This window comes from Symbiopectobacterium sp. RP (genome assembly GCF_050472005.1).
Classification (GTDB): domain Bacteria; phylum Pseudomonadota; class Gammaproteobacteria; order Enterobacterales; family Enterobacteriaceae; genus Symbiopectobacterium.
Genome location: NZ_JBGOGS010000002.1, coordinates 809,780 through 836,778, shown reverse-complemented (window position 1 = coordinate 836,778; position 26,999 = coordinate 809,780). Strand labels below are relative to the sequence as shown.

Annotated in this window: 28 protein-coding genes, 5 tRNA genes, 3 rRNA genes and 7 pseudogenes; 15 read left to right on the top strand and 28 right to left on the bottom strand. The window is 50.2% G+C overall.

Annotated features, from left to right (window positions below):
* Positions 1-3: 3 nt before the first annotated feature.
* The 9 genes from rplA to ACD630_RS22925 form a co-directional block, all read right to left on the bottom strand.
* On the bottom strand, positions 4-708 hold the full coding sequence (rplA, locus tag ACD630_RS22965; RefSeq protein WP_430360754.1) for a 50S ribosomal protein L1: 705 nt from the start codon (positions 706-708) through the stop codon (positions 4-6).
* A gap of 3 nt (positions 709-711) precedes the next feature.
* Positions 712-1,140 carry a 50S ribosomal protein L11 gene (gene rplK, locus ACD630_RS22960; RefSeq protein ID WP_430360753.1) on the bottom strand — a complete coding sequence of 143 codons (429 nt, stop codon included), beginning with the start codon at positions 1,138-1,140 and terminating at the stop codon, positions 712-714.
* Between the two features lie 152 nt (positions 1,141-1,292).
* Entirely contained in the window at positions 1,293-1,838 is a 546-nt protein-coding gene (gene nusG, locus ACD630_RS22955) for a transcription termination/antitermination protein NusG (RefSeq protein WP_430360752.1), read from the bottom strand.
* Position 1,839: 1 nt separating this feature from the next.
* Entirely contained in the window at positions 1,840-2,223 is a 384-nt protein-coding gene (gene secE / locus ACD630_RS22950; protein ID WP_222158936.1) for a preprotein translocase subunit SecE, read from the bottom strand.
* Between the two features lie 249 nt (positions 2,224-2,472).
* Positions 2,473-3,657, bottom strand: coding sequence for an elongation factor Tu (gene tuf / locus ACD630_RS22945; protein WP_430360751.1), 1,185 nt, complete (start codon positions 3,655-3,657; stop codon positions 2,473-2,475).
* A 105-nt stretch (positions 3,658-3,762) separates the two neighbouring features.
* A tRNA-Thr gene (locus ACD630_RS22940) sits at positions 3,763-3,838 on the bottom strand.
* Positions 3,839-3,844: 6 nt separating this feature from the next.
* A tRNA-Gly gene (locus ACD630_RS22935) sits at positions 3,845-3,919 on the bottom strand.
* Positions 3,920-4,024: 105 nt separating this feature from the next.
* A tRNA-Tyr gene (locus ACD630_RS22930) sits at positions 4,025-4,109 on the bottom strand.
* A 15-nt stretch (positions 4,110-4,124) separates the two neighbouring features.
* Positions 4,125-4,200 (bottom strand) — tRNA-Thr (locus ACD630_RS22925).
* A 340-nt stretch (positions 4,201-4,540) separates the two neighbouring features.
* Between ACD630_RS22925 and ACD630_RS22920 the strand changes: the two genes are divergently transcribed.
* The 3 genes and pseudogenes from ACD630_RS22920 to coaA all read left to right on the top strand — a co-directional run bounded on the left by ACD630_RS22920 (position 4,541) and on the right by coaA (position 6,962).
* Positions 4,541-5,365, top strand: a complete 825-nt coding sequence (locus tag ACD630_RS22920) for an IS630 family transposase (RefSeq protein ID WP_430361255.1) — start codon at positions 4,541-4,543, stop codon at positions 5,363-5,365.
* A gap of 7 nt (positions 5,366-5,372) precedes the next feature.
* A pseudogene (locus ACD630_RS22915) lies at positions 5,373-5,811 on the top strand (GNAT family N-acetyltransferase); the annotation flags it as partial.
* A gap of 200 nt (positions 5,812-6,011) precedes the next feature.
* Positions 6,012-6,962 (top strand): type I pantothenate kinase, encoded by a 951-nt coding sequence (coaA, locus tag ACD630_RS22910; RefSeq protein ID WP_430360750.1) that lies wholly within the window; start codon positions 6,012-6,014, stop codon positions 6,960-6,962.
* Between the two features lie 37 nt (positions 6,963-6,999).
* Here coaA and birA read toward each other — a convergent pair whose 3' ends face one another.
* A complete protein-coding gene (gene birA, locus ACD630_RS22905; protein WP_430360749.1) occupies positions 7,000-7,959 on the bottom strand; it encodes a bifunctional biotin--[acetyl-CoA-carboxylase] ligase/biotin operon repressor BirA in 960 nt (319 codons plus the stop codon).
* On the bottom strand, positions 7,956-8,993 hold the full coding sequence (murB, locus tag ACD630_RS22900; protein WP_430360748.1) for a UDP-N-acetylmuramate dehydrogenase: 1,038 nt from the start codon (positions 8,991-8,993) through the stop codon (positions 7,956-7,958). Before murB ends, birA begins: the two co-directional genes overlap by 4 nt.
* A gap of 141 nt (positions 8,994-9,134) precedes the next feature.
* On the opposite strand from murB, the gene ACD630_RS22895 reads away from it, so the two are divergent.
* On the top strand, positions 9,135-9,284 hold the full coding sequence (locus ACD630_RS22895) for a hypothetical protein (RefSeq protein ID WP_430360747.1): 150 nt from the start codon (positions 9,135-9,137) through the stop codon (positions 9,282-9,284).
* A gap of 1 nt (position 9,285) precedes the next feature.
* Here ACD630_RS22895 and rrf read toward each other — a convergent pair.
* The 6 genes and pseudogenes from rrf to ACD630_RS22865 all read right to left on the bottom strand — a co-directional run.
* Positions 9,286-9,401: ribosomal RNA gene (gene rrf / locus ACD630_RS22890) — 5S ribosomal RNA — on the bottom strand.
* 114 nt (positions 9,402-9,515) lie between these two features.
* Positions 9,516-12,422 (bottom strand): 23S ribosomal RNA (locus ACD630_RS22885).
* A gap of 196 nt (positions 12,423-12,618) precedes the next feature.
* A tRNA-Glu gene (locus ACD630_RS22880) sits at positions 12,619-12,694 on the bottom strand.
* A gap of 139 nt (positions 12,695-12,833) precedes the next feature.
* A 16S ribosomal RNA gene (locus ACD630_RS22875) occupies positions 12,834-14,375 on the bottom strand.
* The 16S, 23S and 5S rRNA genes sit together here with 1 tRNA gene alongside, the layout of an rRNA operon.
* A 407-nt stretch (positions 14,376-14,782) precedes the next feature.
* Positions 14,783-15,643 (bottom strand): glutamate racemase, encoded by an 861-nt coding sequence (gene murI / locus ACD630_RS22870; RefSeq protein ID WP_430360746.1) that lies wholly within the window; start codon positions 15,641-15,643, stop codon positions 14,783-14,785.
* Positions 15,588-16,045 (bottom strand): annotated as a pseudogene (locus ACD630_RS22865) (TonB-dependent receptor domain-containing protein); the annotation flags it as partial. The pseudogene ACD630_RS22865 and the gene murI, both read right to left, overlap by 56 nt.
* Positions 16,046-16,161: 116 nt before the next feature.
* Here ACD630_RS22865 and ACD630_RS22860 point away from each other — a divergent pair.
* The 5 genes from ACD630_RS22860 to ACD630_RS22840 are packed head-to-tail and all read left to right on the top strand — an operon-like array spanning position 16,162 to position 17,406.
* Positions 16,162-16,371, top strand: a complete 210-nt coding sequence (locus ACD630_RS22860; RefSeq protein ID WP_430360745.1) for a hypothetical protein — start codon at positions 16,162-16,164, stop codon at positions 16,369-16,371.
* A gap of 25 nt (positions 16,372-16,396) precedes the next feature.
* The gene (locus tag ACD630_RS22855) at positions 16,397-16,693 is read left to right on the top strand and encodes a reverse transcriptase domain-containing protein (RefSeq protein ID WP_430360744.1); all 297 of its coding nucleotides are present in this window, start codon (positions 16,397-16,399) and stop codon (positions 16,691-16,693) included.
* The gene (locus ACD630_RS22850) at positions 16,590-17,033 is read left to right on the top strand and encodes a reverse transcriptase domain-containing protein (protein ID WP_430360743.1); all 444 of its coding nucleotides are present in this window, start codon (positions 16,590-16,592) and stop codon (positions 17,031-17,033) included. Before ACD630_RS22855 ends, ACD630_RS22850 begins: the two co-directional genes overlap by 104 nt.
* Before the next feature lie 15 nt (positions 17,034-17,048).
* Entirely contained in the window at positions 17,049-17,258 is a 210-nt protein-coding gene (locus tag ACD630_RS22845; RefSeq protein WP_430360742.1) for a hypothetical protein, read from the top strand.
* Positions 17,173-17,406: a hypothetical protein gene (locus ACD630_RS22840; RefSeq protein ID WP_430361254.1), complete on the top strand. Its 234-nt coding sequence runs from the start codon at positions 17,173-17,175 to the stop codon at positions 17,404-17,406. The genes ACD630_RS22845 and ACD630_RS22840 overlap by 86 nt, the downstream gene beginning before the upstream one ends.
* A gap of 153 nt (positions 17,407-17,559) precedes the next feature.
* Here ACD630_RS22840 and ACD630_RS22835 read toward each other — a convergent pair whose 3' ends face one another.
* The 4 genes from ACD630_RS22835 to ACD630_RS22820 form a co-directional block, all read right to left on the bottom strand.
* Positions 17,560-17,721, bottom strand: coding sequence for a hypothetical protein (locus ACD630_RS22835; RefSeq protein ID WP_430360741.1), 162 nt, complete (start codon positions 17,719-17,721; stop codon positions 17,560-17,562).
* Positions 17,657-17,788, bottom strand: coding sequence for a hypothetical protein (locus tag ACD630_RS22830; RefSeq protein ID WP_430360740.1), 132 nt, complete (start codon positions 17,786-17,788; stop codon positions 17,657-17,659). The genes ACD630_RS22835 and ACD630_RS22830 overlap by 65 nt, the downstream gene beginning before the upstream one ends.
* A gap of 15 nt (positions 17,789-17,803) precedes the next feature.
* On the bottom strand, positions 17,804-18,088 hold the full coding sequence (locus ACD630_RS22825) for a hypothetical protein (RefSeq protein ID WP_430360739.1): 285 nt from the start codon (positions 18,086-18,088) through the stop codon (positions 17,804-17,806).
* 112 nt (positions 18,089-18,200) lie between these two features.
* Positions 18,201-18,836, bottom strand: a complete 636-nt coding sequence (locus ACD630_RS22820) for a hypothetical protein (protein ID WP_430360738.1) — start codon at positions 18,834-18,836, stop codon at positions 18,201-18,203.
* A 102-nt stretch (positions 18,837-18,938) separates the two neighbouring features.
* Between ACD630_RS22820 and ACD630_RS22815 the strand changes: the two genes are divergently transcribed.
* Both ACD630_RS22815 and ACD630_RS22810 read left to right on the top strand, forming a co-directional pair.
* A complete protein-coding gene (locus tag ACD630_RS22815) occupies positions 18,939-19,304 on the top strand; it encodes an IS630 transposase-related protein (protein ID WP_430360737.1) in 366 nt (121 codons plus the stop codon).
* Positions 19,228-19,647: pseudogene (locus tag ACD630_RS22810) on the top strand (transposase); the annotation flags it as partial. The gene ACD630_RS22815 and the pseudogene ACD630_RS22810, both read left to right, overlap by 77 nt.
* Positions 19,648-19,834: 187 nt before the next feature.
* Here the strand turns inward: ACD630_RS22810 and ACD630_RS22805 are convergent.
* The 6 genes and pseudogenes from ACD630_RS22805 to ACD630_RS22780 all read right to left on the bottom strand — a co-directional run.
* Positions 19,835-19,936: pseudogene (locus tag ACD630_RS22805) on the bottom strand (DUF3561 family protein); the annotation flags it as partial.
* A gap of 58 nt (positions 19,937-19,994) precedes the next feature.
* Complete coding sequence (cysC, locus tag ACD630_RS22800; RefSeq protein WP_430360736.1) at positions 19,995-20,717, bottom strand: adenylyl-sulfate kinase; 723 nt, start codon at positions 20,715-20,717, stop codon at positions 19,995-19,997.
* A complete protein-coding gene (gene cysN, locus ACD630_RS22795) occupies positions 20,656-22,083 on the bottom strand; it encodes a sulfate adenylyltransferase subunit CysN (RefSeq protein ID WP_430360735.1) in 1,428 nt (475 codons plus the stop codon). Before cysN ends, cysC begins: the two co-directional genes overlap by 62 nt.
* Positions 22,084-22,094: 11 nt before the next feature.
* Positions 22,095-23,003 (bottom strand): sulfate adenylyltransferase subunit CysD, encoded by a 909-nt coding sequence (cysD, locus tag ACD630_RS22790; RefSeq protein WP_430360734.1) that lies wholly within the window; start codon positions 23,001-23,003, stop codon positions 22,095-22,097.
* Positions 23,004-23,012: 9 nt separating this feature from the next.
* Positions 23,013-24,434, bottom strand: coding sequence for a siroheme synthase CysG (gene cysG / locus ACD630_RS22785; protein ID WP_430360733.1), 1,422 nt, complete (start codon positions 24,432-24,434; stop codon positions 23,013-23,015).
* Between the two features lie 332 nt (positions 24,435-24,766).
* Positions 24,767-24,982: pseudogene (locus tag ACD630_RS22780) on the bottom strand (transposase); the annotation flags it as partial.
* 32 nt (positions 24,983-25,014) lie between these two features.
* Between ACD630_RS22780 and ACD630_RS22775 the strand changes: the two are divergent.
* Positions 25,015-25,380, top strand: a complete 366-nt coding sequence (locus ACD630_RS22775; RefSeq protein ID WP_430357993.1) for an IS630 transposase-related protein — start codon at positions 25,015-25,017, stop codon at positions 25,378-25,380.
* A pseudogene (locus tag ACD630_RS22770) lies at positions 25,304-25,930 on the top strand (transposase). Before ACD630_RS22775 ends, ACD630_RS22770 begins: the two are co-directional and overlap by 77 nt.
* Positions 25,931-25,948: 18 nt before the next feature.
* Here the strand turns inward: ACD630_RS22770 and ACD630_RS22765 are convergent.
* Positions 25,949-26,107, bottom strand: a pseudogene (locus tag ACD630_RS22765) (transposase); the annotation flags it as partial.
* Positions 26,108-26,145: 38 nt separating this feature from the next.
* Between ACD630_RS22765 and ACD630_RS22760 the strand changes: the two are divergent.
* Positions 26,146-26,451 (top strand): IS630 transposase-related protein, encoded by a 306-nt coding sequence (locus ACD630_RS22760; protein WP_430360732.1) that lies wholly within the window; start codon positions 26,146-26,148, stop codon positions 26,449-26,451.
* A gap of 15 nt (positions 26,452-26,466) precedes the next feature.
* The gene (locus ACD630_RS22755) at positions 26,467-26,856 is read left to right on the top strand and encodes a hypothetical protein (protein WP_430360731.1); all 390 of its coding nucleotides are present in this window, start codon (positions 26,467-26,469) and stop codon (positions 26,854-26,856) included.
* The last annotated feature ends 143 nt before the right edge of the window (positions 26,857-26,999 follow it).

The window sequence follows — 26,999 nt, the reverse complement described above, 5'->3', positions numbered from 1 at the left end:
CTATCAGTTAGCGACCGCGTTCAGGCCACTCTGATCAACGGCAACGCCAGCACCCATGGTGGTGGAGATGCTAACTTTCTTGATGTACACGCCTTTCGCTTGAGCTGGTTTGGCTTTTTTCAGCGCAATCAGCAAAGCTTCCAAGTTTTCTTTCAGTTTGTCAGCGTCGAAATCAACCTTACCGATGGTGGTGTGGATGATGCCGTTTTTGTCGTTACGGTAACGAACCTGACCAGCTTTCGCGTTTTTAACCGCTTCAGCAACGTTCGGCGTTACAGTACCTACTTTCGGGTTTGGCATCAGGCCACGCGGACCCAGAACCTGACCCAACTGGCCAACAACGCGCATTGCATCCGGAGAAGCAATAACCACGTCAAAGTTCATTTCGCCTTTCTTGATCTGGTCAGCCAGATCTTCCATACCTAGCAGCTCTGCGCCAGCTGCTTTAGCAGCTTCAGCGTTTGCGCCTTGGGTAAATACGGCAACGCGAACGGAACGGCCAGTACCGTGCGGCAGTACAGCTGCGCCACGAACGTTCTGGTCAGATTTACGTGCGTCGATGCCAAGGTTTATGGCAACGTCAACGCTTTCTACAAACTTAGCAGTGGCCAGCTCTTTGAGCAGGGCTACAGCTTCGTTGATGTCATATTGTTTGGTAACATCAACTTTCTCACGGATCACGCGCATGCGCTTGGTCAGCTTAGCCATCTCTTAGTCCTCCACTACCAAGCCCATGGAACGAGCAGTACCCGCGATAGAACGCGCCATAGCTTCCACGTCGGCACCCGTCATGTCCGCCGCTTTGGTCTGGGCAATTTCCATAACCTGAGCGTGGGTCACTTTACCTACTTTGTCTTTGTTCGGCTTGCCAGAACCAGACTTGATACCAGCCGCTTTCTTCAGCAGAACCGCTGCCGGAGGCGTTTTGGTAACGAAGGTGAAGGAACGGTCGGAGTAAACGGTGATCACAACCGGAATCGGCAGACCTTTTTCCAGGCTTTCTGTTTTAGCATTGAATGCCTTACAGAATTCCATGATGTTCACACCTTGCTGACCCAGAGCAGGACCAACTGGCGGGCTCGGGTTAGCCATACCAGCTGCAACTTGCAGCTTGACGTAGGCTTGTACTTTCTTGGCCATTTAACTTTCCTCTAATGGGTAATAACGCCTTAAAAAGGCTCCCCGTGATTTTTGATTTTTTCAGATGTCATAGCACCTAAAAACAAAAGGCGCGAAATAATAGATTAATTTCGCGCCAGATACAAGAATTTCTTTACGAACGACAGGCTGTATCAGCCCTTTTCCACCTGACCGAAATCCAGCTCAACAGGCGTAGCACGTCCGAAGATGGAGACCGACACTTTCAAGCGGCTTTTCTCGTAATCCACTTCTTCCGCCACACCGTTGAAATCGGCAAACGGGCCGTCGTTGACGCGCACCATTTCGCCCGGTTCGAACAGCGTTTTCGGACGCGGCTTATCACCCACCTGTTGCAGGCGGTTCATGATAGCGTCAACTTCTTTGTCGCTGATTGGCGCAGGACGATCGGACGTACCGCCGATAAAGCCCATCACACGCGGAACGCTACGCACCAAATGCCAGCTGGCGTCTTCCATTACCATCTGTACCAACACGTAGCCAGGGAAGAATTTGCGTTCGCTTTTACGACGTTGACCGCCACGAATCTCAACCACTTCCTCGGTCGGCACCATGACGTCGCCAAACAACTCTTCCATGTTGTGCAATTTGATGTGCTCGCGCAGCGATTGTGCAACGCGGCCTTCAAAGCCGGAAAACGCCTGAACGACGTACCAACGTTTTTTTGGAGCTTCAGACATCTTAGAACCTCAGGCCTGTGATAAATGATATCAAACGGACCAGAATACCATCCAGCCCCCACAGAATCAGTGACATCACGGCAGTTACCGCGGCAACGATCAACGTGGTATGCAGCGTTTCCTGGCGGGTTGGCCAAATCACTTTACGAACTTCAGTGCGCGCTTCGCGGGCAAAGGTCACCGTTGCTTTACCTTTGGCGGTTAACAGTGCAACACCGCCTGCGGCAGCAATCAGGATAACAACGGCCAATGCGCGAAGCGGCAGACTGTACCCGCGGTAGTAATAATTACCCACTATGGCAACAACGAGTAAAGCCGCCACAACCAGCCACTTGATCACTTCCAAGCCACGCCCACTACCCTGGGTCTCGGTATTTGCACTCATAAACCAACCTGTCACTCATGAATCAGACAAACAACTTTGCCCCGCAACGCAGGGCAAACCAAACCGACATGATGTTTCGCTCGCAGCGAAACTCGGCATTTACGCTGTAATCTACAGAGCCTATCTCACCACAGATTAGCAGGATTATACGCCACAATCCGTGATGAGATAGGTTCTACTGAGGGCAGCGCAGTAAAAGGGCATCAAATGATGCCCTTTTATTGCATGTTGAGTCAAATTTATCGGCGATTACGCCATAACTTTGGCAACAACACCTGCACCAACGGTACGGCCGCCTTCACGGATTGCGAAACGCAAACCGTCGTCCATCGCGATCGGGTGGATCAGGGTAACAACCATTTTGATGTTGTCGCCCGGCATTACCATTTCAACGCCTTCCGGCAGTTCGATGCTGCCCGTTACGTCAGTAGTACGGAAGTAGAACTGAGGACGGTAGCCTTTGAAGAACGGCGTATGACGGCCACCTTCATCTTTGCTCAGGATATACACTTCAGATTCGAACTTGGTGTGCGGCTTGATGGAGCCCGGCTTGGCCAGTACCTGACCACGTTCGATTTCTTCACGTTTGATACCACGCAGCAGAACACCAACGTTCTCACCCGCACGGCCTTCGTCCAGCAGTTTGCGGAACATTTCAACGCCAGTACACGTCGATTTCGCAATATCTTTGATACCAACGATTTCAACTTCTTCACCCACTTTAACGATACCACGCTCTACACGACCGGTAACTACAGTACCACGGCCGGAGATGGAGAATACGTCTTCGATAGGCAGCAGGAACGGACGGTCAATCGCACGCTCTGGTTCTGGGATGTAGGAGTCCAGGTAGCCAGCCAGTTCGATGATTTTTGCTTCCCACTCAGCGTCGCCTTCCAGTGCTTTCAGCGCTGAACCACGAACGATCGGGGTATCATCACCCGGGAAGTCGTACTGAGACAGCAGCTCACGGACTTCCATTTCAACCAGTTCCAGTAGCTCTTCGTCATCAACCATGTCACATTTGTTCAGGAACACGATGATGTACGGAACGCCTACCTGACGACCCAGCAGGATGTGCTCACGCGTCTGCGGCATCGGGCCGTCAGTCGCAGCAACTACTAGGATCGCGCCGTCCATCTGGGCAGCACCGGTGATCATGTTTTTCACGTAGTCGGCGTGTCCCGGGCAGTCAACGTGCGCGTAGTGACGGGTCGGGGTGTCATATTCAACGTGAGAGGTGTTGATGGTGATACCACGTGCTTTTTCTTCCGGCGCGTTATCGATCTGATCGAATGCGCGCGCGCTACCGCCGTAGGTTTTAGCCAGTACGGTGGTGATCGCTGCGGTCAGCGTGGTTTTACCATGGTCAACGTGGCCGATAGTACCGACGTTAACGTGCGGTTTAGTACGTTCAAACTTTTCTTTAGACATCGACTGTCCCTCTAAGACACGGATAAATCGGTGATAGCACCACATTAACCAAGCTAACGCTTGACGAATATTTTACAGAAAGGAAATCAGGAGATGGAAAAGAAGTGGTGCTGATAGGCAGATTCGAACTGCCGACCTCACCCTTACCAAGGGTGCGCTCTACCAGCTGAGCTATATCAGCACTTATTGGAGCGGGCAGTGGGAATCGAACCCACATCATCAGCTTGGAAGGCTGAGGTAATAGCCATTATACGATGCCCGCATCCTGAACTCGGCTACCTGATTTTTCTGTTGAAAGCTTCCGCCTTCGCCAACACGATGATTGCCTCGTCGCGTTGGTTCAGCCATAACCTGTATGGCTTGAATTTGGTGGTGGGGGAAGGATTCGAACCTTCGAAGCCTGTGACGGCAGATTTACAGTCTGCTCCCTTTGGCCGCTCGGGAACCCCACCTAATTGTGTACTTGATGGTGCCGGCTGCCGGAATCGAACTGGCGACCTACTGATTACAAGTCAGTTGCTCTACCAACTGAGCTAAGCCGGCATCAAGTGCTGCGCATTCTAGGTAGAGCGAGCCACCTATGCAACAAAAAAATTGCTTAAAATGCGCTATTGCTTAGATTTTATCCAAATTCGAGCATGAATTCACGTATCATGCGATAAAATGCCTAAAGAACATCCAAATTCACGACCAATCCCGCACATTCTCCCCTGTCGTGCATTCTTTTTTTACCATGACGTCAGCACGATTCTGCACCAACAATGACCTTTTGCTCCAAAGTAACGCACCTTCTTCGCCATAAATATGTGTTTAACCACGTTAACGACGTAAATCTGGCTTGGCATGTATAGCTAAACGACTTAATTTTGATTACATTATTTAAATAAGCTATTCAATTGATTTTAGACGTAAAGTGATATCTACACGGGAAGAAGAAGGGTTGAGTATCCGAGAAACAGCGAAGCAATTTCGGATTGGCCCTGCCTCTGTATCGCGTTGGATTAATCAAATAGCGTCAAAAGCATCGACCACGCGTCAGCGAAAGAGCGATAAATCCGAGTTGATAAAAGATGTTGAACCATATCCAGATGCTTACCAAAAAGAACGTGCAGAGCGTTTTGGCGTTTGTCAGAAGGCCATTTGGCACGCTCTTAAAAAGCTGGGATTGACCTATAAAAAAACGCTACGTCATCCGAAAGCCGACGAAAGCGCCCGGCAAGCATTTCAACAAAAAATACAACAGTATGAAAAAGAAGGCAAACCTATTGTTTTTATTGATGAAAGTGGTTTTCCACACGATACCCCACGGACTCACGGCTATTCCCCAAAAGGTCAACGGTGTTTTGGCCTGAAGAACGGGGGAGCCAAGGGAAGAACAAATGTTATCGGCGCTTTATTAGGCACCACGCTGTTTGCTATCGGATTATTTGATATCAATATTAACAGCGATGTTTTCTATTCCTGGGTCACACAAGTCCTTATCCCAGTACTCCCTAAAAACAGGGTAATCGTGATGGACAATGCAACTTTTCACAAAAAACATAATATTCAACAAGTCATCATCGATGCAGGGTATATGGTGAAGTATTTGCCTACATATTCGCCAGATCTTAACCCCATTGAGCATAAATGGGCACAAGCAAAAAAAGAGAGAGTGGTTGCGATACAGAGATTTTGTTCTCAGTCCATATGGTGTAATCAAAATTAAGTCGCTTGGCTATATCGGAAGCGTGCAGCTTGAACTGTGCCAGAAAAGCAATGGGTTGAACCGAGCAGAGGTGCAAAAACTGCTGGTACACAGCCGTGCGCGTCGCTAGGGTATTGGCCGCAAACTACTGTCGGTGCTTGAAACAACCGCCTTTGAACTCAATCGTGGCCTGCTGTATCTGGATACTCAGGCGGGTTCTCCGGCAGAAGCCTTTTACCGCATGCAGGGATATCGCTATCTGGGGGAAATTCCTGATTATGCCAGCGCGCCCGACGGCAGCTATAGCCAACCGACTTAAAAATGATTACAGCCAATGCCCTGATATGTGGCAAAAAAATACAGCTAATTGTTATCAAAATAATGTCGCTTGGCTATATCATCCTACTGCCATCTACTACAAGCGCCTGTTTGTCGCCAATTGGATGACACCGGCCTTGGCAAGTTAATCGTTTCCTGATGCTATTGCGTCAGGAAATATCATATTGTTGTCTTCTTTTCTGCGTGTCCAACATGTAACCTGCCTGACATCTACTAATCGAATCACAACATTACCGTGTATGACCACCCGCGGCTTATACTTCCTGCTCATACAATACATGGGCAGTTTCGCCTCCATGCAGGATGGTCTATAGGATAAATTGGATAGATGAGAGACAGCGAGCAACCTTTGGCAACACCCTACCTACACTTCGATCGCCGTCAATGGGCTGCATTGCGCAATTCAGTGCCATTAACGCTGACAGAAGAAGAAATCATCCGGTTAAAAGGGATCAATGACGAGTTATCACTCGATGAAGTTGCCGAAATCTATCTGCCTTTATCACGTCTGCTTAATTTTTATATCAGCTCAAACCTGAGACGCCAGGCAGTATTGGAGCAATTTCTCGGCACTAACGGGCAGCGTATTCCCTATATTATTGGCATCGCAGGCAGCGTCGCGGTTGGCAAAAGTACTACCGCACGCGTATTGCAGGCGTTGCTAAGCCGGTGGCCTGAGCATCGTCGAGTTGAATTGATCACCACAGACGGTTTTTTACATTCCAAACAGGTGCTTAAAGACAGGAACCTAATGCAGAAAAAAGGGTTTCCTGAATCTTACGATATTCATAGTTTGATGAAATTTGTGTCGGATATAAAATCGGGGGCTAAAAAAGTCACCGCACCAATATATTCACACCTGACTTACGATATCGTGCCAAATAGCAATAAAGTGGTGGAGCAACCGGATATTCTTATCCTTGAAGGATTAAACGTTTTGCAAAGTGAAATGGATTATCCGCACGCACAACCACGCACTTTTGTTTCTGATTTTATTGATTTTTCTATTTATGTTGACGCATCGGAAGAATTATTAAAATCCTGGTATATAAACCGGTTTTTGAAATTTCGCCTAGGTGCATTCTCCGATCCTAATTCTTATTTTCACGAGTATGCAAAATTAACGGAAGAGCAAGCGGTGACAATTGCGACCAAAATTTGGCGTGATATCAATGAACCTAACTTGCACCAAAATATTTTGCCTACCCGTGAGCGCGCCAGTTTGATTATGACCAAAAGCGCTAATCATGCCGTTGACTATGTGCGTTTGAGAAAATAGCAGTATTACAAGACAGTGGGGGGAATCCCCCTACTGGCTATTTGCCACGCAGTGAGATTTCGCCACCAATGTAGGCCTTAATCTCACCGTTCTCTTCAAGTAACAGCGCGCCCTGCTCATCAATTCCGCGTTCAATCCCATGGATCTCTCGTTCGCCCATAATCAATTTCACTGGGCGATTATAGTAATTATCGATGGCTTGCCAGCGAGGGATGAACGAGCGTAGTCCGCCTTGTTCAAACACTTCCAGCGCGTTACTCAATTCAGTGACAAGCGTAGCGGCCAAAATATTACGATCGATATCGATCCTGGCTTCTTGCAGGTTGATCCATTCCTGCGTCACGCCTTGCCCCGAAGAGACCCGCATCCGCAAGTTAATGCCAATCCCGATCACTAACTGCGCCGCATCTCCCGTTTTTCCCATCAGCTCAACCAGAATCCCGGCCAGTTTGCGATCGTGCATATAGAGATCGTTGGGCCATTTGACTTTGACATCATGTGCACCGAGGCGATGCAGCACTTCTGCAACCACGATACCAATAGCTAGGCTTACCCCCACCGCAGCGGCAGGCCCCTGCTCCAAGCGCCAAAACATGGAGAGGTAAAGGTTAGCGCCAAAGGGTGATTGCCACTGACGCCCACGACGACCACGACCAGCCTGCTGGTACTCTGCCACGCACGCATCGCCAGAGTGCAAGCTCTCCAGCCGGTCGAGCAGATACTGGTTGGTCGAATCAATGACAGGCAGTACCGCAACGTTATTTGCTGGGAGTGCGGCACGAATAACATTCTCATCGAGCAATTGCATCGGTTCAGGCAAGCTGTACCCTTTCCCTGTAACGGGAAACACATCCAGTCCCCACTCTCTGATGGTTTGGATATGTTTGTTAATCCCTGCCCGGCTCATTCCCAACAGTTCAGCGAGGTATTCACCTGAATAAAACTCACCATCGGAAAGGATCCTGATAAGCGTTAAAGGGACGCGGATATCTTTCATGACAGCACCTCTGTCGCGCTTACTTCACCCGTTGAAGCAATAAAGCGCACTTCCGGCTCAAGCCAGAGTGCAAATGTCTCTGCAACGCTATTACGCACATAACGCGACAGCGCGACGATATCGTCACTCCTCGCCCCATCAAGGTTGACCAGCACCAGAGCCTGCTGCTGATGAACCGCTGCGCCACCAATGCGGTGCCCTTTTAACTGGCACTGGTCGATAAGCCAGCCAGCAGCAAATTTAACCGTACCATTGTGCTGCGGATAGTGTGGTGCAGTGGGGTAACGTATCAAGATAACCTGTGCTTGCTCGGCGCTAACGACAGGGTTTTTGAAAAAACTGCCCGCATTTCCCATCAGCGCCGGATCGGGTAATTTCTTACGCCGCATCGCACATACCGTAGTAAAGATAGCATCAGGCGTCGCGGTGGCAGGATCGAGCTGCGCCAAATCACCATAGCCCAACAGAGGCACCCAGGACTTAGTCAGATGCAGACCTACTGCAATAATGGCAAATCCCTGGCGGTATTCATGCTTAAAGATACTTTCACGATAGTCAAACTTGCACTGCTCAGCACTGAGGCGGGTCAGCTGATTGAGGGTAAGATCCAAGACATCGACATATGCGCAAAACTGCTTAAACTCAGCGCCATAAGCGCCAATATTCTGGATGGGAGCCGAGCCGACGCAGCCAGGAATCAGCGCTAGGTTTTCTAGGCCCGACACGCCCTGTTGCAGCGTATACTCGACCAGATGATGCCAGTTCTCACCGGCACCGACGTGCAGATGCCATCCGCGATCATCTTCAGCAATTTCAATCCCTTTTATGCGGTTAACAATGACAGTCCCTGCAAAATCTTCCAAAAACAGGACATTGCTACCCTCCCCCATAATCAACACTGGTTTATTCTGTTCACTCGCATGACGCCAGGAAGCAGCCAACGAATCCGGTGTATCGGCGCAGACGATCTCATCGGCATAAACGGGCAAAGAGAAGGTGTGGTATGGCTTAAGGGATGTGACACTGCTCGTCATCAGAACGTACTCTCCAGATTGAATACGTCGTAGTTTACCCGATCCCGCACTCCAAATCTCTACGGTCCGCGGGCATCTTCGATCCCTGAGAGAGCAATGAAAGACGAGCCATTCCTGATGATATAGCCAACCGACTTAAAAATGATTACAGCCAATGCCCTGATATGTGGCAAAAAAATACAGCTAATTGTTATCAAAATAATGTCGCTTTTCTATAAAAACCCTATACCACCAAAAACCACGCACAGCAAAAAGGGCTGTCCTCTCGGACAGCCCCTTCGCTATATTTAAAGCCTGGCAGTTCCCTACTCTCACATGGGGAAGCCCCACACTACCATCGGCGCTACGGCGTTTCACTTCTGAGTTCGGCATGGGGTCAGGTGGGACCACCGCGCTATCGCCGCCAGGCATATTCTGTTTTATCTTACCCGTCCTCACGGACCAGCAAGACCAATCTGTCTACAAGCTGAACTTCACGAGTTCTGATTCTCTACACCAACACCAAAACACCTTCGGCGTTGTAAGGTTAAGCCTCACAGGTCATTAGTACTGGTTAGCTCAATGCATCGCTGCACTTACACACCCAGCCTATCTACGTCGTCGTCTTCAACGGCCTTTCAGCGTCCTCTAGGGACAAGGGAGAACTCATCTCGGGGCAAGTTTCGTGCTTAGATGCTTTCAGCACTTATCTCTTCCGCACGTAGCTACCGGGCAATGCCATTGGCATGACAACCCGAACACCAGTGGTGCGTTCACTCCGGTCCTCTCGTACTAGGAGCAACCCCCCCCAATTCTCCAACGCCCACGGCAGATAGGGACCGAACTGTCTCACGACGTTCTAAACCCAGCTCGCGTACCACTTTAAATGGCGAACAGCCATACCCTTGGGACCTACTTCAGCCCCAGGATGTGATGAGCCGACATCGAGGTGCCAAACACCGCCGTCGATATGAACTCTTGGGCGGTATCAGCCTGTTATCCCCGGAGTACCTTTTATCCGTTGAGCGATGGCCCTTCCATTCAGAACCACCGGATCACTAAGACCTACTTTCGTACCTGCTCGAGCCGTCACTCTCGCAGTCAAGCTAGCTTATGCCTTTGCACTAACCTCCTGATGTCCGACCAGGATTAGCTAACCTTCGTGCTCCTCCGTTACTCTTTGGGAGGAGACCGCCCCAGTCAAACTACCCACCAGACACTGTCCCCAGTCCGGATTACGGACCCAGGTTAGAACATCAAACATTAAAGGGTGGTATTTCAAGGTTGGCTCCATGCAGACTGGCGTCCACACTTCAAAGCCTCCCACCTATCCTACACATCAAGGCTCAAGGTTCAGTGTCAAGCTATAGTAAAGGTTCACGGGGTCTTTCCGTCTTGCCGCGGGTACACTGCATCTTCACAGCGAGTTCAATTTCACTGAGTCTCGGGTGGAGACAGCCTGGCCATCATTACGCCATTCGTGCAGGTCGGAACTTACCCGACAAGGAATTTCGCTACCTTAGGACCGTTATAGTTACGGCCGCCGTTTACTGGGGCTTCGATCAAGAGCTTCTCCTTGCGGATAACCCCATCAATTAACCTTCCAGCACCGGGCAGGCGTCACACCGTATACGTCCACTTTCGTGTTTGCACAGTGCTGTGTTTTTATTAAACAGTTGCAGCCAGCTGGTATCTGCGACTGCGCAAAGCTTCAGGAGCAAGTCCCTACACCTCGCACAGCGTGCCTTCTCCCGAAGTTACGGCACCATTTTGCCTAGTTCCTTCACCCGAGTTCTCTCAAGCGCCTTGGTATTCTCTACCTGACCACCTGTGTCGGTTTGGGGTACGATCCAATGTTACCTGATGCTTAGAGGCTTTTCCTGGAAGCTGGGCATCTGTCACTTCAGTACCGTAGTACCTCGTCATCACGCCTCAGTGTTTAATAGCAACCCGGATTTACCAAAGTCACCCACCTACACGCTTAAACCGGGACAACCGTCGCCCGGATGACATAGCCTTCTCCGTCCCCCCTTCGCAGTAACACCAAGTACAGGAATATTAACCTGTTTCCCATCGACTACGCCTTTCGGCCTCGCCTTAGGGGTCGACTCACCCTGCCCCGATTAACGTTGGACAGGAACCCTTGGTCTTCCGGCGAGCGGGCTTTTCACCCGCTTTATCGTTACTTATGTCAGCATTCGCACTTCTGATACCTTCAGCAAACCTCACAGTTCACCTTCAACGGCTTACAGAACGCTCCCCTACCCAACAACACTAAGTGTCGCTGCCGCAGCTTCGGTGCATGGTTTAGCCCCGTTACATCTTCCGCGCAGGCCGACTCGACCAGTGAGCTATTACGCTTTCTTTAAATGATGGCTGCTTCTAAGCCAACATCCTGGCTGTCTATGCCTTCCCACATCGTTTCCCACTTAACCATGACTTTGGGACCTTAGCTGGCGGTCTGGGTTGTTTCCCTCTTCACGACGAACGTTAGCACCCGCCGTGTGTCTCCCGTGATAACATTCTTCGGTATTCGTAGTTTGCATCGGGTTGGTAAGTCGGGATGACCCCCTAGCCGAAACAGTGCTCTACCCCCGAAGATGAATTCACGAGGCGCTACCTAAATAGCTTTCGGGGAGAACCAGCTATCTCCCGGTTTGATTGGCCTTTCACCCCCAGCCACAAGTCATCCGCTAATTTTTCAACATTAGTCGGTTCGGTCCTCCAGTTAGTGTTACCCAACCTTCAACCTGCCCATGGCTAGATCACCGGGTTTCGGGTCTATACCCTGCAACTTAACGCCCAGTTAAGACTCGGTTTCCCTGCGGCTCCCCTATGCGGTTAACCTTGCTACAGAATATAAGTCGCTGACCCATTATACAAAAGGTACGCAGTCACACCCCGAAGGATGCTCCCACTGCTTGTACGTACACAGTTTCAGGTTCTGTTTCACTCCCCTCGCCGGGGTTCTTTTCGCCTTTCCCTCACGGTACTGGTTCACTATCGGTCAGTCAGGAGTATTTAGCCTTGGAGGATGGTCCCCCCATATTCAGACAGGATAACACGTGTCCCGCCCTACTCATCGAGCTCACAACCTGTGCGTCTTCGTGTACGGGACTATCACCCTTTACTGTGCGACTTTCCAGACGCTTCCACTGACACACAAGCTGATTCAGACTCTGGGCTCTTCCCCGTTCGCTCGCCGCTACTGGGGGAATCTCGGTTGATTTCTTTTCCTCGGGGTACTGAGATGTTTCAGTTCCCCCGGTTCGCCTCATGCCACTATGTATTCATGACATGATAGTGCAACGAATTGCACTGGGTTTCCCCATTCGGGTATCGTCGGTTATAACGCTTCATATCAGCTTGCCGACGCTTTTCGCAGATTAGCACGCCCTTCATCGCCTCTGACTGCCTAGGCATCCACCGTGTACGCTTATTCACTTAACCTCACAACCCGAAAATGTCTCGGGTGTGAAAGCTTGAGAGAATCACAATATTGGTAGTGAGCCAATATTGCTCGTTTCAATTTTCAGCTTGTTCCAGATTGTTAAAGAGCAAATATCGTAAACACGACTCGTAAGTCATCTTTACGTTATTGTCGGTTGCGCAGAACCGGTGATAATGTCTTTCACTCATTATCGGTTGGCGTCCCCAAGGGGATTCGAACCCCTGTTACAGCCGTGAAAGGGCAGTGTCCTAGGCCTCTAGACGATGGGGACACGAAAACCCGATTAACTCAACTGCTCTAATCGGTTCGTATCAGCATGAATCAGAGACTCATTCATCAACAGGTGCTTTTTGCTCAGCATTTTCATCAGACAATCTGTGTGGACACTTCACAGAATCAGTACCATCAGGTAAGGAGGTGATCCAACCGCAGGTTCCCCTACGGTTACCTTGTTACGACTTCACCCCAGTCATGAATCACAAAGTGGTAAGCGCCCTCCCGAAGGTTAAGCTACCTACTTCTTTTGCAACCCACTCCCATGGTGTGACGGGCGGTGTGTACAAGGCCCGGGAACGTATTCACCGTAGCATTCTGATCTACGATTACTAGCGATTCCGACTTCATGGAGTCGAGTTGCAGACTCCAATCCGGACTACGACGTACTTTATGAGGTCCGCTTACTCTCGCGAGGTCGCTTCTCTTTGTATACGCCATTGTAGCACGTGTGTAGCCCTACTCGTAAGGGCCATGATGACTTGACGTCATCCCCACCTTCCTCCAGTTTATCACTGGCAGTCTCCTTTGAGTTCCCGACCGAATCGCTGGCAACAAAGGATAAGGGTTGCGCTCGTTGCGGGACTTAACCCAACATTTCACAACACGAGCTGACGACAGCCATGCAGCACCTGTCTCAGAGTTCCCGAAGGCACCTTCGTATCTCTACAAAGTTCTCTGGATGTCAAGAGTAGGTAAGGTTCTTCGCGTTGCATCGAATTAAACCACATGCTCCACCGCTTGTGCGGGCCCCCGTCAATTCATTTGAGTTTTAACCTTGCGGCCGTACTCCCCAGGCGGTCGATTTAACGCGTTAGCTCCGGAAGCCACGCCTCAAGGGCACAACCTCCAAATCGACATCGTTTACAGCGTGGACTACCAGGGTATCTAATCCTGTTTGCTCCCCACGCTTTCGCACCTGAGCGTCAGTCTTCGTCCAGGGGGCCGCCTTCGCCACCGGTATTCCTCCAGATCTCTACGCATTTCACCGCTACACCTGGAATTCTACCCCCCTCTACGAGACTCTAGCTTGCCAGTTTTGAATGCAGTTCCCAGGTTAAGCCCGGGGATTTCACATCCAACTTAACAAACCGCCTGCGTGCGCTTTACGCCCAGTCATTCCGATTAACGCTTGCACCCTCCGTATTACCGCGGCTGCTGGCACGGAGTTAGCCGGTGCTTCTTCTGCGAGTCACGTCAATCAGCAAGGTTATTAACCTTGCTGCCTTCCTCCTCGCTGAAAGTGCTTTACAACCCGAAGGCCTTCTTCACACACGCGGCATGGCTGCATCAGGCTTGCGCCCATTGTGCAATATTCCCCACTGCTGCCTCCCGTAGGAGTCTGGACCGTGTCTCAGTTCCAGTGTGGCTGGTCATCCTCTCAGACCAGCTAGGGATCGTCGCCTAGGTGAGCCATTACCTCACCTACTAGCTAATCCCATCTGGGCACATCTGATGGCGTGAGGCCCGAAAGTCCCCCACTTTGGTCTTGCGACGTTATGCGGTATTAGCTACCGTTTCCAGTAGTTATCCCCCTCCATCAGGCAGTTTCCCAGACATTACTCACCCGTCCGCCGCTCGTCACCCAGAGAGCAAGCTCTCTTGTGCTACCGCTCGACTTGCATGTGTTAGGCCTGCCGCCAGCGTTCAATCTGAGCCATGATCAAACTCTTCAATTTAAAGTTTGATTTGCTTCTACTCGAGAAGCGATGCTCAAAGAATTATTACTGTCAGTTCGTAATGAATTAACTGTTGTTCACTCTTCAAGACTTTTATTTTTTTAAGCCCGAAGGCTTTACGATAAAGTCCTGTGAGTGCCCACACAGATTGTCTGATTAATTGTTAAAGAGCGTTGCCACATCTACCGTGGCGCGGGAGGGGCATACTACGCTGCACCGCTGAAAAGTCAACGTTAATTTTTTTTTCAATTTCGCGTTCGGCTTTTCTGTTTTACTTCTTACCGTTACCACAACCGCGTGTCGCTGTTGCCGTGTCAGTAGAGGCGCAGTATAGACACTTCTCGCGCCCTGACAAGGGCTAATTTCAATTTTATTTCCGAGTGCCTACTATTTCCGCCAAAAAGTCACTAAAGCGGTAGTTTTTCCAACGATTCAAAGCCGAAACGCTGCAAAACGGGCCACAGGGTCGCCACTTTAGGCGTAATCGTCATGCAATAAGCCAGATTCTTTTCCGTGCTCAGCGCCGGTGGTTGTTCTAGGTTAGCGAGATGCCATGCTGTTCTTCTGGCGATTGCCGCCCCGGAATCCACCAGTCGCGTGCCGTTTGGCAACACCAGCTGTAACTCTTCCGCTAAGAGCGGGAAGTGCGTACAGCCAAGCACTACGGTATCTGGAGGCTCAGGCAATTTCAGCCAAGGGTGCAAAATTTGCTGCAACGCCAATAACGATACGTTATCCCCTTGCAACTTAGCTTCCGCCAGTTCCACTAACTCCGCCGCCCCCAGCAGCAATATCTGGCAATCCGTGGCAAAACGGGCAATCAGTTCATGCGTGTAGGAGCATTGCACCGTGGCGCGCGTCGCCAGAACGCCGACGATGCCATTGCGTGTCAACTTTGCGGCAGGCTTCACCGCTGGCACAACGCCGACCACTGGGAAGGTAAAACGCTCGCGCAGCGCGGGCAATGAAATGGTGCTTGCGGTGTTACAGGCAATAACCACAGCAGCCAGTTGATTGCGCTGTTGTACCGCAGAAACGATGTGAACCACACGCTCAACGATAAAGTCTTGCGGTTTCTCGCCGTAGGGGAACGCTTCGTTATCGAAGGCGTAGATATAATGAAGATCCGGCAGCAACTGCCGAATTTCGTTATACACAGATAACCCCCCCACGCCGGAGTCAAACACCAAAACCGTGGGGCGGGCGGGCAGGTTAGAAGGTGTAGCTTTCGTTGAGATAGTACTCTCTTCCTGCCGTTTGATAGCCATATGCTGTCTCGTACTCTTTATCAAACAGGTTGGCGATTCTACCACGAACTGTGAGATGAGAGGATATGATACAGTGAGATCTGCCGTGCTGTAGCTTGGCAGACGGCGCTGCTCTGAATTGAAAGAACTGGTTGCGTTGTCAAAACGCTTACCGTTGTATTGATAAGTGATATTGACATCGAAATCATACATGGTTCAATCCAACTGATACTTGGCTTTTTGTTTCGCGCGTCTTGCCAGCACTTCGTTGTGGGCATCAAGATATTCCAAAACAACGCTGTGGCTGAAAATACCCGTGCTGACAGTTCCCGTCCACTCGATACCATTAATAGTAGCTTTATCGGTATTGACGTACTTAAAATTCTCATCAGAATCAATCAGATTTTTAATTTCATTGCGGTATAGCAAAGCGACATTATTTTGATAACAATTAGCTGTATTTTTTTGCCACATATCAGTGCATTGGCTGTAATCATTTTTAAGTCGGTTTGCTATATCGCCGGAGGTTCTGAACGGTCATGCAGCAGAAAACGCAATGCGACCCCGATGAGAGCAGAAGGGGTGAAGCCCCGACTCCTGCCCCATCAGGGGCTGAAACCGTCCAGACACAACCGGAGCGGGAAAGCCAGTGGGATCCGACCTTCAGTGAAAGCAGCTATGGGTTCCGCGTTGGCAGGTCAGCACATCATGCGGTGAAGCGAGCAAAGAGATATAGCAAAACGACTTAAAAATGATTACAGCCAATGCCCTGATATGCGGCAAAAAAGTATAGCTGGCTGTTATCAAAATAATCTCGGTTGGCTATACTTGGAAGAAGGCCACCACTGGGTGGTGGACATCGACCTCGAAAAATTCTTTGACCGGGTAAACCACGATGTACTGATGAGCCGGGTGGCAAAGTGGATAACGGATAAGCGGGTGTTAAAGCTTATCCGGGCCTTCCTGAATGCTGGAATCATGCAGGCAGGCAGGGCTGGTCAGTCCACAGATGGAAGGCACACCGCAGGGTGGTCCGTTGTCGCCCCTGTTGTCGAATGTGTTGCTGGATGAACTGGATCGCGAGCTTGAAAAGCGCGGCCTGAAGCACGTCCGCTACGCAGACGACAGCAATATCTACGTCAGAAGCGAAAGAGCCGGTAAACGTGTGAAGGAAAGCATCACCCACTGGCTGGAGAAGAGACTGAAACTGAAGGTTAATGAGCGGAAAAGCGCGGTGTCGCCACCGTGCGAACGTAAGTTCCTGAGTTACAGCATCAGCTCCGGCAAAGGGAGAGCGTGGATCCTCATTGCCCCGGAGTCGATAAGACGGGCTAAATCCCGCCTGAGAGAGATAACCGGGCGCAGCAAAGGCCGCAGTCTGGAACAGGTTATCGGCAAACTCAGGGTATAGCCAACCGACTTAAAAATGATTACAGCCAATGTCCTGATATGTGTCAAAAAAATACAGCTAATTATTATCAAAATAATGTCGCTTGGCTATATATCTGACGGGATGGCGGAACTACTACAGTCTGAACGAGTTACCGTCACTGACGCGCAACCTGCTGGGGTGGGTAAGAAGGAGGTTGCGCAGTCTGCTGTGGAAACAGTGGAAGAAAGGGCGGACTCGTTATAGCGAGCTCAGGGTGAGAGGGGTCGGTAAGGACCTTGCAGCCCAGACAGTCGGCAGCTGTCACAAGCAATGGCGGATCAGTCTGTCACCAGCGCTGTGCATAGCCCTACCAAATAGACTGTTCAGAGAAATGGGCCTGCCGGATATATAAGGCATAGGTATCTACACATCATAAAGGGTTAAAAACCACCATAGCGAAGTGGGCAAGTTCTTCCGGGGTATAGTCTGCTAATAACGTCAAGGTATTTAGCTGGATGGATAGTCCGGCAAGCAGCGCTGGGGCGCTTTCTTTACGCCCTCGTTTTTATTGTCGTCCGGATAATCGGCAAATTAACTGACGGGCTGCCGCATTGTCGTCTCCTTCAGCGCGTTGCAGCCGCCATACCAGCACACATGCCATGCTAGCTATCAATAACCTGCGTAGCAGGGCACCAGCACTGCGCTGAAGCCATTTTTCTATAGACAAGCGACATTATTTTGATAACAATTAGCTGTATTTTTTTGTCACATATCAGGGCATTGGCTGTAATCATTTTTAAGTCGGTTGGCTATACATCATGACCGGCACCTTTCAGCAGCTTAAAAAAGGATTCAATACCCCAGCGCCAGTAATACCAGCAAGCGACTTCCGCGCTGGTGAGCTCGTTGCTAACGTTTGTGAGCAGCGTCCAGCATCCGATAAATTTACCGTGAGTATCGGTAAGGCGAACCACAACTAATCTGAGTGTCAGAGCTACGCCTGGCTGAACTTTCACTCGCCGTCCGGTGTTCTTGTCTTTCCGCTTCGCTTTTGCTGTTCGCGTTATGATCACGGATGTTTCCCCGATCTCCATATTGGCTTTTTTCCCTTTCCAGCCAACCTGTCCGTTTGCGATAAATGGCAGATCGTCTGCAATTTCACCAATTTTACGGGTGTCACCGCCCCACTCGACCCGATGCCCTTCCTTATCCCCGGATAAGCCAACATATTCCCTGGGAGCTTAATGTGCGCATATGCCCGATAGAGTCACCTTCACGGTCAATGAGATGAACTAACTTCTTCCCGGTAGCAAGAGACTCAACGCGGGCGATATCAGCCGTCAAAGCATCCATATGAGTCAGACTCTCAGACAAGCCCTCGGTTAGCATTGAACGACAACCCGCCCTATCGGTTAGAGTTTGAGACAGGGGCGCTATTGGTAAACCATTTGCAGCATCAACCAGTAGGCTGGTTTGTAGTTCATAACCGACGTCGCCACCATGCGTCATTTTCAAACGTTCTTCTTTCCCATTGTGGGTACGAAACTGTAAATGAGAGCAGTCATGAACGACTGGAGCGTATGGATGCGGGCTAAGTGCAACCTGCCGGAGAGCCAGCGAAATAATCGGTTCATTGAGCTGACTGAAGCTAATACGTTCATTATTAAAAAAACGCCAACCGGCCTGAGTAGTGGCGAATGTTGTTTTCTGCGCGCAGGCAAGGTCTTTAACGGCTGACACCAATGGTGCTGCGGGAGTCATGTGTTGCTTAACCAGACGCTGATAACGCCGGTTAAGGCGGGCATCAATCCCGCCGATGGATAAGTTGAGATCATGCAGCAACGTAATAGCAGATATTGCAAAAGATGTGTAGATACCTATGTATATAAGGTGGGCGACGATTAACATATAGATAAACGACTTAATTTTGATTACATTATTTAAATGAGCTATTCAATTGATTTTAGACGTAAAGTGATATCTACACGGGAAGAAGAAGGGTTGAGTATCCGAGAAACAGCGAAGCAATTTCGGATTGGCCCTGCCTCTGTATCGCGTTGGATTAATCAAATAGCGTCAAAAGCATCGACCACGCGTCAGCGAAAGAGCGATAAATCTGAGTTGATAAAAGATGTTGAACCATATCCAGATGCTTACCAAAAAGAACGTGCAGAGCATTTTGGCGTTTGTCAGAAGGCCATTTGGCAAGCTCTTAAAAAGCTGGGATTGACCTATAAAAAAAACTCTACGTCATCCGAAAGCCGACGGAAGCGCCCGGCAAGCATTTCAACAAAAAATACAACAGTATGAAAAAGAAGGTAAGCCTATTGTTTTTATTGATGAAAGTGGTTTTCCACACGATACCCCACGGACTCACGGCTATTCCCCAAAAGGTCAACGGTGTTTTGGGCTGAAGAACGGGGGAGCCAAGGGAAGAACAAATGTTATCGGCGCGTTATTAGGCACAACGCTGTTTGCTATCGAATTATTTGATATCAATATTAACAGCGATGTTTTCTATTCCTGGGTCACACAAGTCTTTATCCCAGTACTCCCTAAAAACAGGGTAATCGTGATGGACAATGCAACTTTTCACAAAAAACATAATATTCAACAAGTCATCATCGATGCAGGGTATATGGTGGAGTATTTGCCTACATATTCGCCAGATCTTAACCCCATTGAGCATAAATGGGCACAAGCAAAAAAAGAGAGAGTGGTTGCGATACAGAGATTTTGTTCTCAGTCCATATAGTGTAATCAAAATTAAGTCGCTTGGCTATAAAGAATAACGTGGTATTGGTGCCATAAAGCAAAATTGGCACCACAAAGGCAAGCCAGCAGAAAGAAAAACCGGCGATGGCTCCCATAAACGGGTAGGTGCGTTCATCTTCACGCCCCCTTGGCCACTTACTTAGCGATAACTGCGTTACGTTCTGCATAGTCTACCCTGTAACACTCCGCTCCACCGCGAAAGGCGGTGACACCTGACAGAGCCGATCAGACTTTAATAATAGCTCGACTGTGCAGTAGATCTAATAACTGATCGGTCAAATTTGTTACCAATTGTTCGCCTTCCAAGCGCAGCTCAGGCGCGTGTGGCGGCTCATAGACGGCATCGATACCGGTAAAATTGGTCAGCGCGCCCGCTCGTGCTTTCTTATACAATCCTTTAGGATCACGCGCTTCGCATACGGCCAACGGTGTATCGACAAACACTTCGATAAACTTTCCTTCCGGCAGCGATTCGCGCACCATCTGGCGCTCTGCGCGATGGGGGGAAATAAACGCCGTCAGCACCACCAGCCCGGCATCCCCCATCAGGCTGGCCACTTCGCCCACACGCCGAATGTTTTCGCGCCGATCGGCATCAGAAAAGCCCAAATCGCGGCACAGCCCGTGGCGCACATTGTCGCCATCAAGCAAATAGGTGCTAACACCGAGTTGATGTAAACGCTGTTCCAGTTGCCCTGCCAGCGTGGACTTTCCCGACCCTGACAGGCCTGTGAACCAGATAACCGCCCCTTGATGGCGGTGCAATCGCTCCCGATCGCGGCATGCCACCGGGTGATCGTGCCAGACAATGTTTTCATCACGAATAATATTGTCATCACGATGGCCATCAACGGCGTGATGCTTCTCTTGTGGAGGCAACGCCATGCTACTTCCCTCCCAGCAGATCGCGCGCACCCCAATGCGGGAAGTGGCGGCGCACCAGCGCATTCAACTCCAGCTCAAACGCACTATAGGCAGACGGTTCTTGCGTCACCTGAGCAATCGCCTCGCGTACCAAGCCGACACCGACGGTTACGTTGCTCAGTCTGTCGATAAAAATCATACCGCCCGTGGTGGCGTTTTGCTGATAGGGCTCCAGCAGCAGTGGCTCATCAAAGGTCAAATCCACCAGACCTATACCGTTCAACGGCAAACTTTCAGTAACACGCTGCGTCAGTGAATTGATCTCAACCTGATACTGAATATTGTCTACCCGCGCGCGGGTTTTCTTGCCCGCAACCTTGATGTCATAGCTATGCCCCGGCACCAACGGTTGCTCCGCCATCCACACCACATCGACCTGCGCATGCTGCACCGCACGCAGCTCATCTGCCTCCGGCACCAACAGATCGCCACGGCTGATATCCACTTCATCGGCCAGCACCAGCGTGATCGCTTCCCCCGCATGGGCCTGTTGCAGATCGCCATCAAAGGTCACGATGCGTGTCACGGAAGAGGTTACGCCAAATGGCAACACCCTCACGCGCTGTCCGACCTGCACCACGCCGGAGGCTAGTGTTCCGGCATAACCACGAAAATCCAAGTTGGGCCGATTCACGTACTGCACCGGGAAACGCATCGGCTGCGTATCGCTATCACGCGTAACGTCGACCGTTTCCAGCACGTCCAGCAGCGTAGGGCCGCTGTACCATGGCATGGTAGTGCTTGGCGTCGCCACATTATCCCCATCCAGCGCGGAGATAGGCACGAAGGTCACCTGCAACGATGACGGGAGTTGCTGGGCAAAATCGAGGTAATCCTGCTTGAACTGCTCAAATACCGTTTGCTGGTAGTCCACCAGATCCATTTTATTCACCGCCACGACTAGATGGCGAATACCCAGCAACGTGGCAATAAAGCTATGACGACGGGTTTGATCCAGTACGCCTTTGCGCGCATCGATCAACAGGATCGCCAGATCGCAGGTCGAGGCCCCGGTCGCCATGTTACGGGTGTACTGCTCATGACCGGGGGTATCGGCGATAATGAATTTGCGTCTTTCCGTGGAGAAATAGCGGTAGGCGACATCAATGGTAATACCCTGCTCACGCTCGGCCTGCAAACCGTCCACCAGCAACGCCAGATCCAGTTTCTCACCCTGCGTGCCTAACCGCTTGCTGTCGTTGTGTAACGTGGAAAGCTGATCTTCATAGATCTGACGCGTGTCATGCAGCAATCGGCCAATCAAGGTACTTTTGCCGTCATCGACGCTGCCGCAGGTCAGAAAGCGCAGTAAACTTTTGTGCTGCTGCGCGTGCAAATAGGCTTCGACGCCACCCTGATCGGCAATCTGTTGTGCAATGCTTTGGTTCATTTGACGATTCCTTAGAAATACCCTTGACGCTTTTTCAGTTCCATCGAGCCGGCCTGATCCCGGTCAATGACGCGCCCTTGCCGTTCGCTGGTGCTCGAGATCAGCATCTCTTCAATGATTTCCGACAGCGTCTGCGCGTGCGATTCCACTGCGCCGGTCAACGGCCAACAGCCGAGGGTACGGAAGCGCACCATGCGCTGTTCGATAACCTCTCCCGGTTGCAGATCGATACGATCGTCATCCACCATCAGCAACATGCCGTCACGTTCCAGCACCGGACGCGGAGCGGCCAGATAGAGCGGCACAATGTCGATATTTTCCAGGTAGATGTATTGCCAGATATCCAGCTCCGTCCAGTTGGAGAGCGGGAACACGCGAATACTTTCCCCTTTGTTAATCTGGCCGTTGTAGTTATGCCGCAGCTCTGGGCGCTGATTTTTCGGGTCCCAGCGATGAAAACGGTCGCGGAAGGAGTAGATACGCTCTTTGGCGCGGGATTTCTCCTCATCGCGCCTAGCACCACCGAACGCAGCATCAAAGACGTATTTATCCAGCGCTTGCTTCAACCCTTCAGTTTTCATGATATCGGTATGCTTGGCGCTACCGTGTACAAACGGGTTAATGCCCAACGCTTCGCCCTGCGGGTTACGGTGCACCAGCAGTTCGCAGCCGTAGGCTTTGGCCGTGCGATCGCGGAAGGTGTACATCTCGCGAAACTTCCATCCGGTATCCACATGCAGCAGCGGAAACGGCAACGTGCTGGGATAGAACGCCTTGCGCGCCAGATGCAGCATCACGGAAGAATCTTTGCCGATGGAGTACATCATCACCGGATTGCTGAATTCCGCCGCCACTTCGCGAATGATATGTATGCTTTCCGCTTCAAGCTGTCGCAGGTGCGTCAGTCGTTTCTCGTCCATAACCCTTCCTCAAGCCAAATTCACGAGCGCAGAACGTCCGGTTTGCCCGGTCTCCTGCGTCTGTAGACCAAACCAGGCGAGTTGATGGTGCAGTGCAACCACCTCGCCAATCACCAATAATGCCGGCGTCGGAGCCTGATGTGCCAAGGTCTCCAACTGCGCCAGCGTGCCGATGTTCACGAACTGATCCGCTCGCGTACCACGGCTAATCACCGCCACTGGCGTATCCGATACACGCCCATGGGCGATCAGCTGCTGGCTGATTTCCGCCGCTTTCACCGTGCCCATATAGATAGCGAGCGTCTGGCGCCCGCGCGCCAGCGTGGACCAATCGAGCGCTTCGCCGTCGGGACGACAGTGCCCGGTAATGAACAGCACGCTTTGCGCGTAATCACGGTGGGTAAGCGGGATACCGGCATAGGCGGTAACGCCCGCAGCCGCCGTGATCCCCGGTACGATTTGGAAAGGAACCCCGGCCTTTGCTAGGTATTGCACTTCCTCACCGCCGCGCCCAAAGATGAACGGATCGCCGCCTTTCAGGCGCACCACACGTTTACCGCTTGATGCCAGCGTAAACAGCAGACGGTTGATCTCCCCCTGCGGCAATGAGTGCGCGGAAGCGCGCTTGCCGGCGCAGATTTTTTCCGCATCGCGGCGCACCAGCTCCAGCACTTCCGGGCTCACCAGATGGTCATAGAGCACCACATCCGCCAATTGGATCAGTTGTAAACCACGCAGGGTCAACAAACCGGCGTCTCCCGGCCCGGCCCCCACCAGCGCTACATCCCCCTGCACCTGCTGAGGTTGATCCAACTGCTGGCGCAGGGTTTCTTCTGCCACCTTCTGTTGCCCGGCGGCGATCTGGTCAGCAAAAGGGCTATTAAACAGCCGCTCCCAAAACTGACGACGCGCACGCATCGAATGAAACCGCTCTTTGACCCGATCGCGCCATTCCCCCGCAACTCGGGCCATATCACCCAAACTGGCAGGCAGCAATGCCTCTAGTTTCTCGCGCAATAAGCGCGCCAACACCGGCGCTTGTCCGCCCGACGAAATCGCCACCACTAACGGCGAGCGATCGACAATAGACGGAAAAATAAACGAGCATTTGGGCTGGTCGTCCACCACGTTAACCAAGCGATAGCGCTGCTGCGCCGCTTTAGACACCGCCGCGTTCAACGCTACATCATCGGTAGCGGCGATCACCAGAAAGACTTTATCCACCTGTTCTGGGGAGAATTCCTGCGCCAGCCAGTGCAGCTGACCGGCGTGGTGCTTTGCCAATAGCGGTTCTGCCAGGGATTTGGCCACCACATGCACGTCGGCACCCGCACGCAACAGTAAATCAATCTTGCGCGTTGCTACCTCACCACCGCCGACCACCAACACTACACGCTGCTTTACGTCAGCGAACAAAGGGAGATAGTTCACAATCGCCTTAACAAAGTTAAAAATTGGATAAGTAAACTATACGGTGCTGTAGGAAGGGTTATGAAATGCCGAATTGGAATGATAAGTTCCGTAATGGAATAAAAGCGGGGCAGGAAGCGCAGCGTAATGCTTATCGATTGATTTTTATTGGATTATAAAAACATCTTTAGGCTCATACAGCGTGAATATCACCGCTGTGAGAAAAAATTTCAGGTTGAGGAATTATGCGCTAAGCCCAGTCAGGTCGGCCATCTCTGACCGACCTAGGGGTTATTCACACTGGCGTTGATGTTTTCCAGAGCCTGTTTAAGATTTTGTGTAAATGCCTTTCCTCAGAAGTGACCGCCAAGGCGGTCACCGAACTCTATAATAAAGCGACTCATTGCCATACGCCAGTCCTGTAAGGGCATCGTCCATTTCTGTGATGCCGCCTGGATTGCCAGCCATACGACCTTCTTCACCGAGTCATCACTCGGGAACACCTTGCGTTTCTTGATTGCATGCCGGAGCACGCTGTTCAGTGATTCTATAGCGTTCGTCGTGTATAGCTAAACGACTTAATTTTGATTAGATTATTTAAATGAGCTATTCAATTGATTTTAGACGTAAAGTGATATCTACACGGGAAGAAGAAGGGTTGAGTATCCGAGAAACAGCGAAGCAATTTCGGATTGGCCCTGCCTCTGTATCGCGTTGGATTAATCAAATAGCGTCAAAAGCATCGACCACGCGTCAGCGAAAGAGCGATAAATCCGAGTTGATAAAAGATGTTGAACCATATCCAGATGCTTACCAAAAAGAACGTGCAGAGCGTTTTGGCGTTTGTCAGAAGGCCATTTGGCAAGCTCTTAAAAAGCTGGGATTGACCTATAAAAAAAACTCTATGTCATCCGAAAGCCGACGAAAGCGCCCAGCAAGCATTTCAACAAAAAATACAACAGTATGAAAAAGAAGGCAAACCTATTGTTTTTATTGATGAAAGTGGTTTTCCACACGATACCCCACGGACTCACGGCTATTCCCCAAAAGGTCAACGGTGTTTTGGCCTGAAGAACTGGGGAGCCAAGGGAAGAACAAATGTTATAGCCAAACGACATTATTTTGATAACAATTAGCTGTATTTTTTGCCACATATCAGGGCATTGGCTGTAATCATTTTTAAGTCGGTTGGCTATATCGGCGCTTTATTAGGCACAACGCTGTTTGCTATCGGATTATTTGATATCAATATTAACAGCGATGTTTTCTATTCCTGGGTCACACAAGTCCTTATCCCAGTACTCCCTAAAAACAGTGTAATCGTGATGGACAATGCAACTTTTCACAAAAAACATAATATTCAACAAGTCATCATCGATGCAGGGTATATGGTGGAGTATTTGCCTACATATTCGCCAGATCTTAACCCCATTGAGCATAAATGGGCACAAGCAAAAAGCAAAAAAAGAGAGAGTGGTTGCGATACAGAGATTTTGTTCTCAGTCCATATGGTGTAATCAAAATTAAGTCGCTTGGCTATAGATTACCTTGCGAAGTTCCTGGGGGTACGAGAAGAATGTCGACAGGTTGGCCCAGTTTGACTGCCAGCTCCGGCTTATCTGCAGATAGCGGTGATCCCATGTCCCACAGAACGTCTCCAGCGCCTGAAGCGCGGCCTCTTCGGTTGGAGCCTGACATAGCTAAACAACTTAATTTTGATTACATTATTTAAATGAGCTATTCAATTGATTTTAGACGTAAAGTGATATCTACACGGGAAGAAGAAGGGTTGAGTATCCGAGAAACAGCAAAGCAATTTCGGATTGGCCCTGCCTCTGTATCGCGTTGGATTAATCAAATAGCGTCAAAAGCATCGACTACGCGTCAGCGAAAGAGCGATAAATCTGAGTTGATAAAAGATGTTGAACCATATCCAGATGCTTGCCAAAAAGAACGTGCAGAGCGTTTTGGCGTTTGTCAGAAGGCCATTTGGCAAGCTCTTAAAAAGCTGGGATTGACCTATAAAAAAACTCTATAGCCAACCGACTTAAAAATGATTACAGCCAATGCCCTGATATGTGGCAAAAAAATACAGTTAATTGTTATCAAAATAATGTCGCTTGGCTATATCGCGCGCATCGCGAATGATATTCCCAACCTGCTTTTTCTGCGCCTCGGTCAGGTTGAGATCTTTAAGCATCCACTCATCATGCATGCCGGCGCGAGGGCCACCGCGTTCACCTTTCATCATACGAGTTTCATGAGCATGGCCTTTTTGAGCATCATTGGCATGCGCAATACCCGCCGCGCCAAACGCCAATGTAGATGCCACCAGAATCGCTGTCAGTTTACGCATAGTGCTATCTCTCTCTTTCCAGTTTACTCGTTAACGACGATTGTCGTCTTGACGGTGTTGAGTATAGACAGTGCAACTTCGAGTTAATTAGCGTAAGGGTAAATCTCTGCAAGTTCCGTCTCCACAATTGCGTCAAATGTGGAGAATGCGGAGAAACTATGTAAACCCCGTAAGAAAAACGTTAAGGCCCTCTTAGTCTAGGTAACAATGAAAATATAAAATTAATAAAA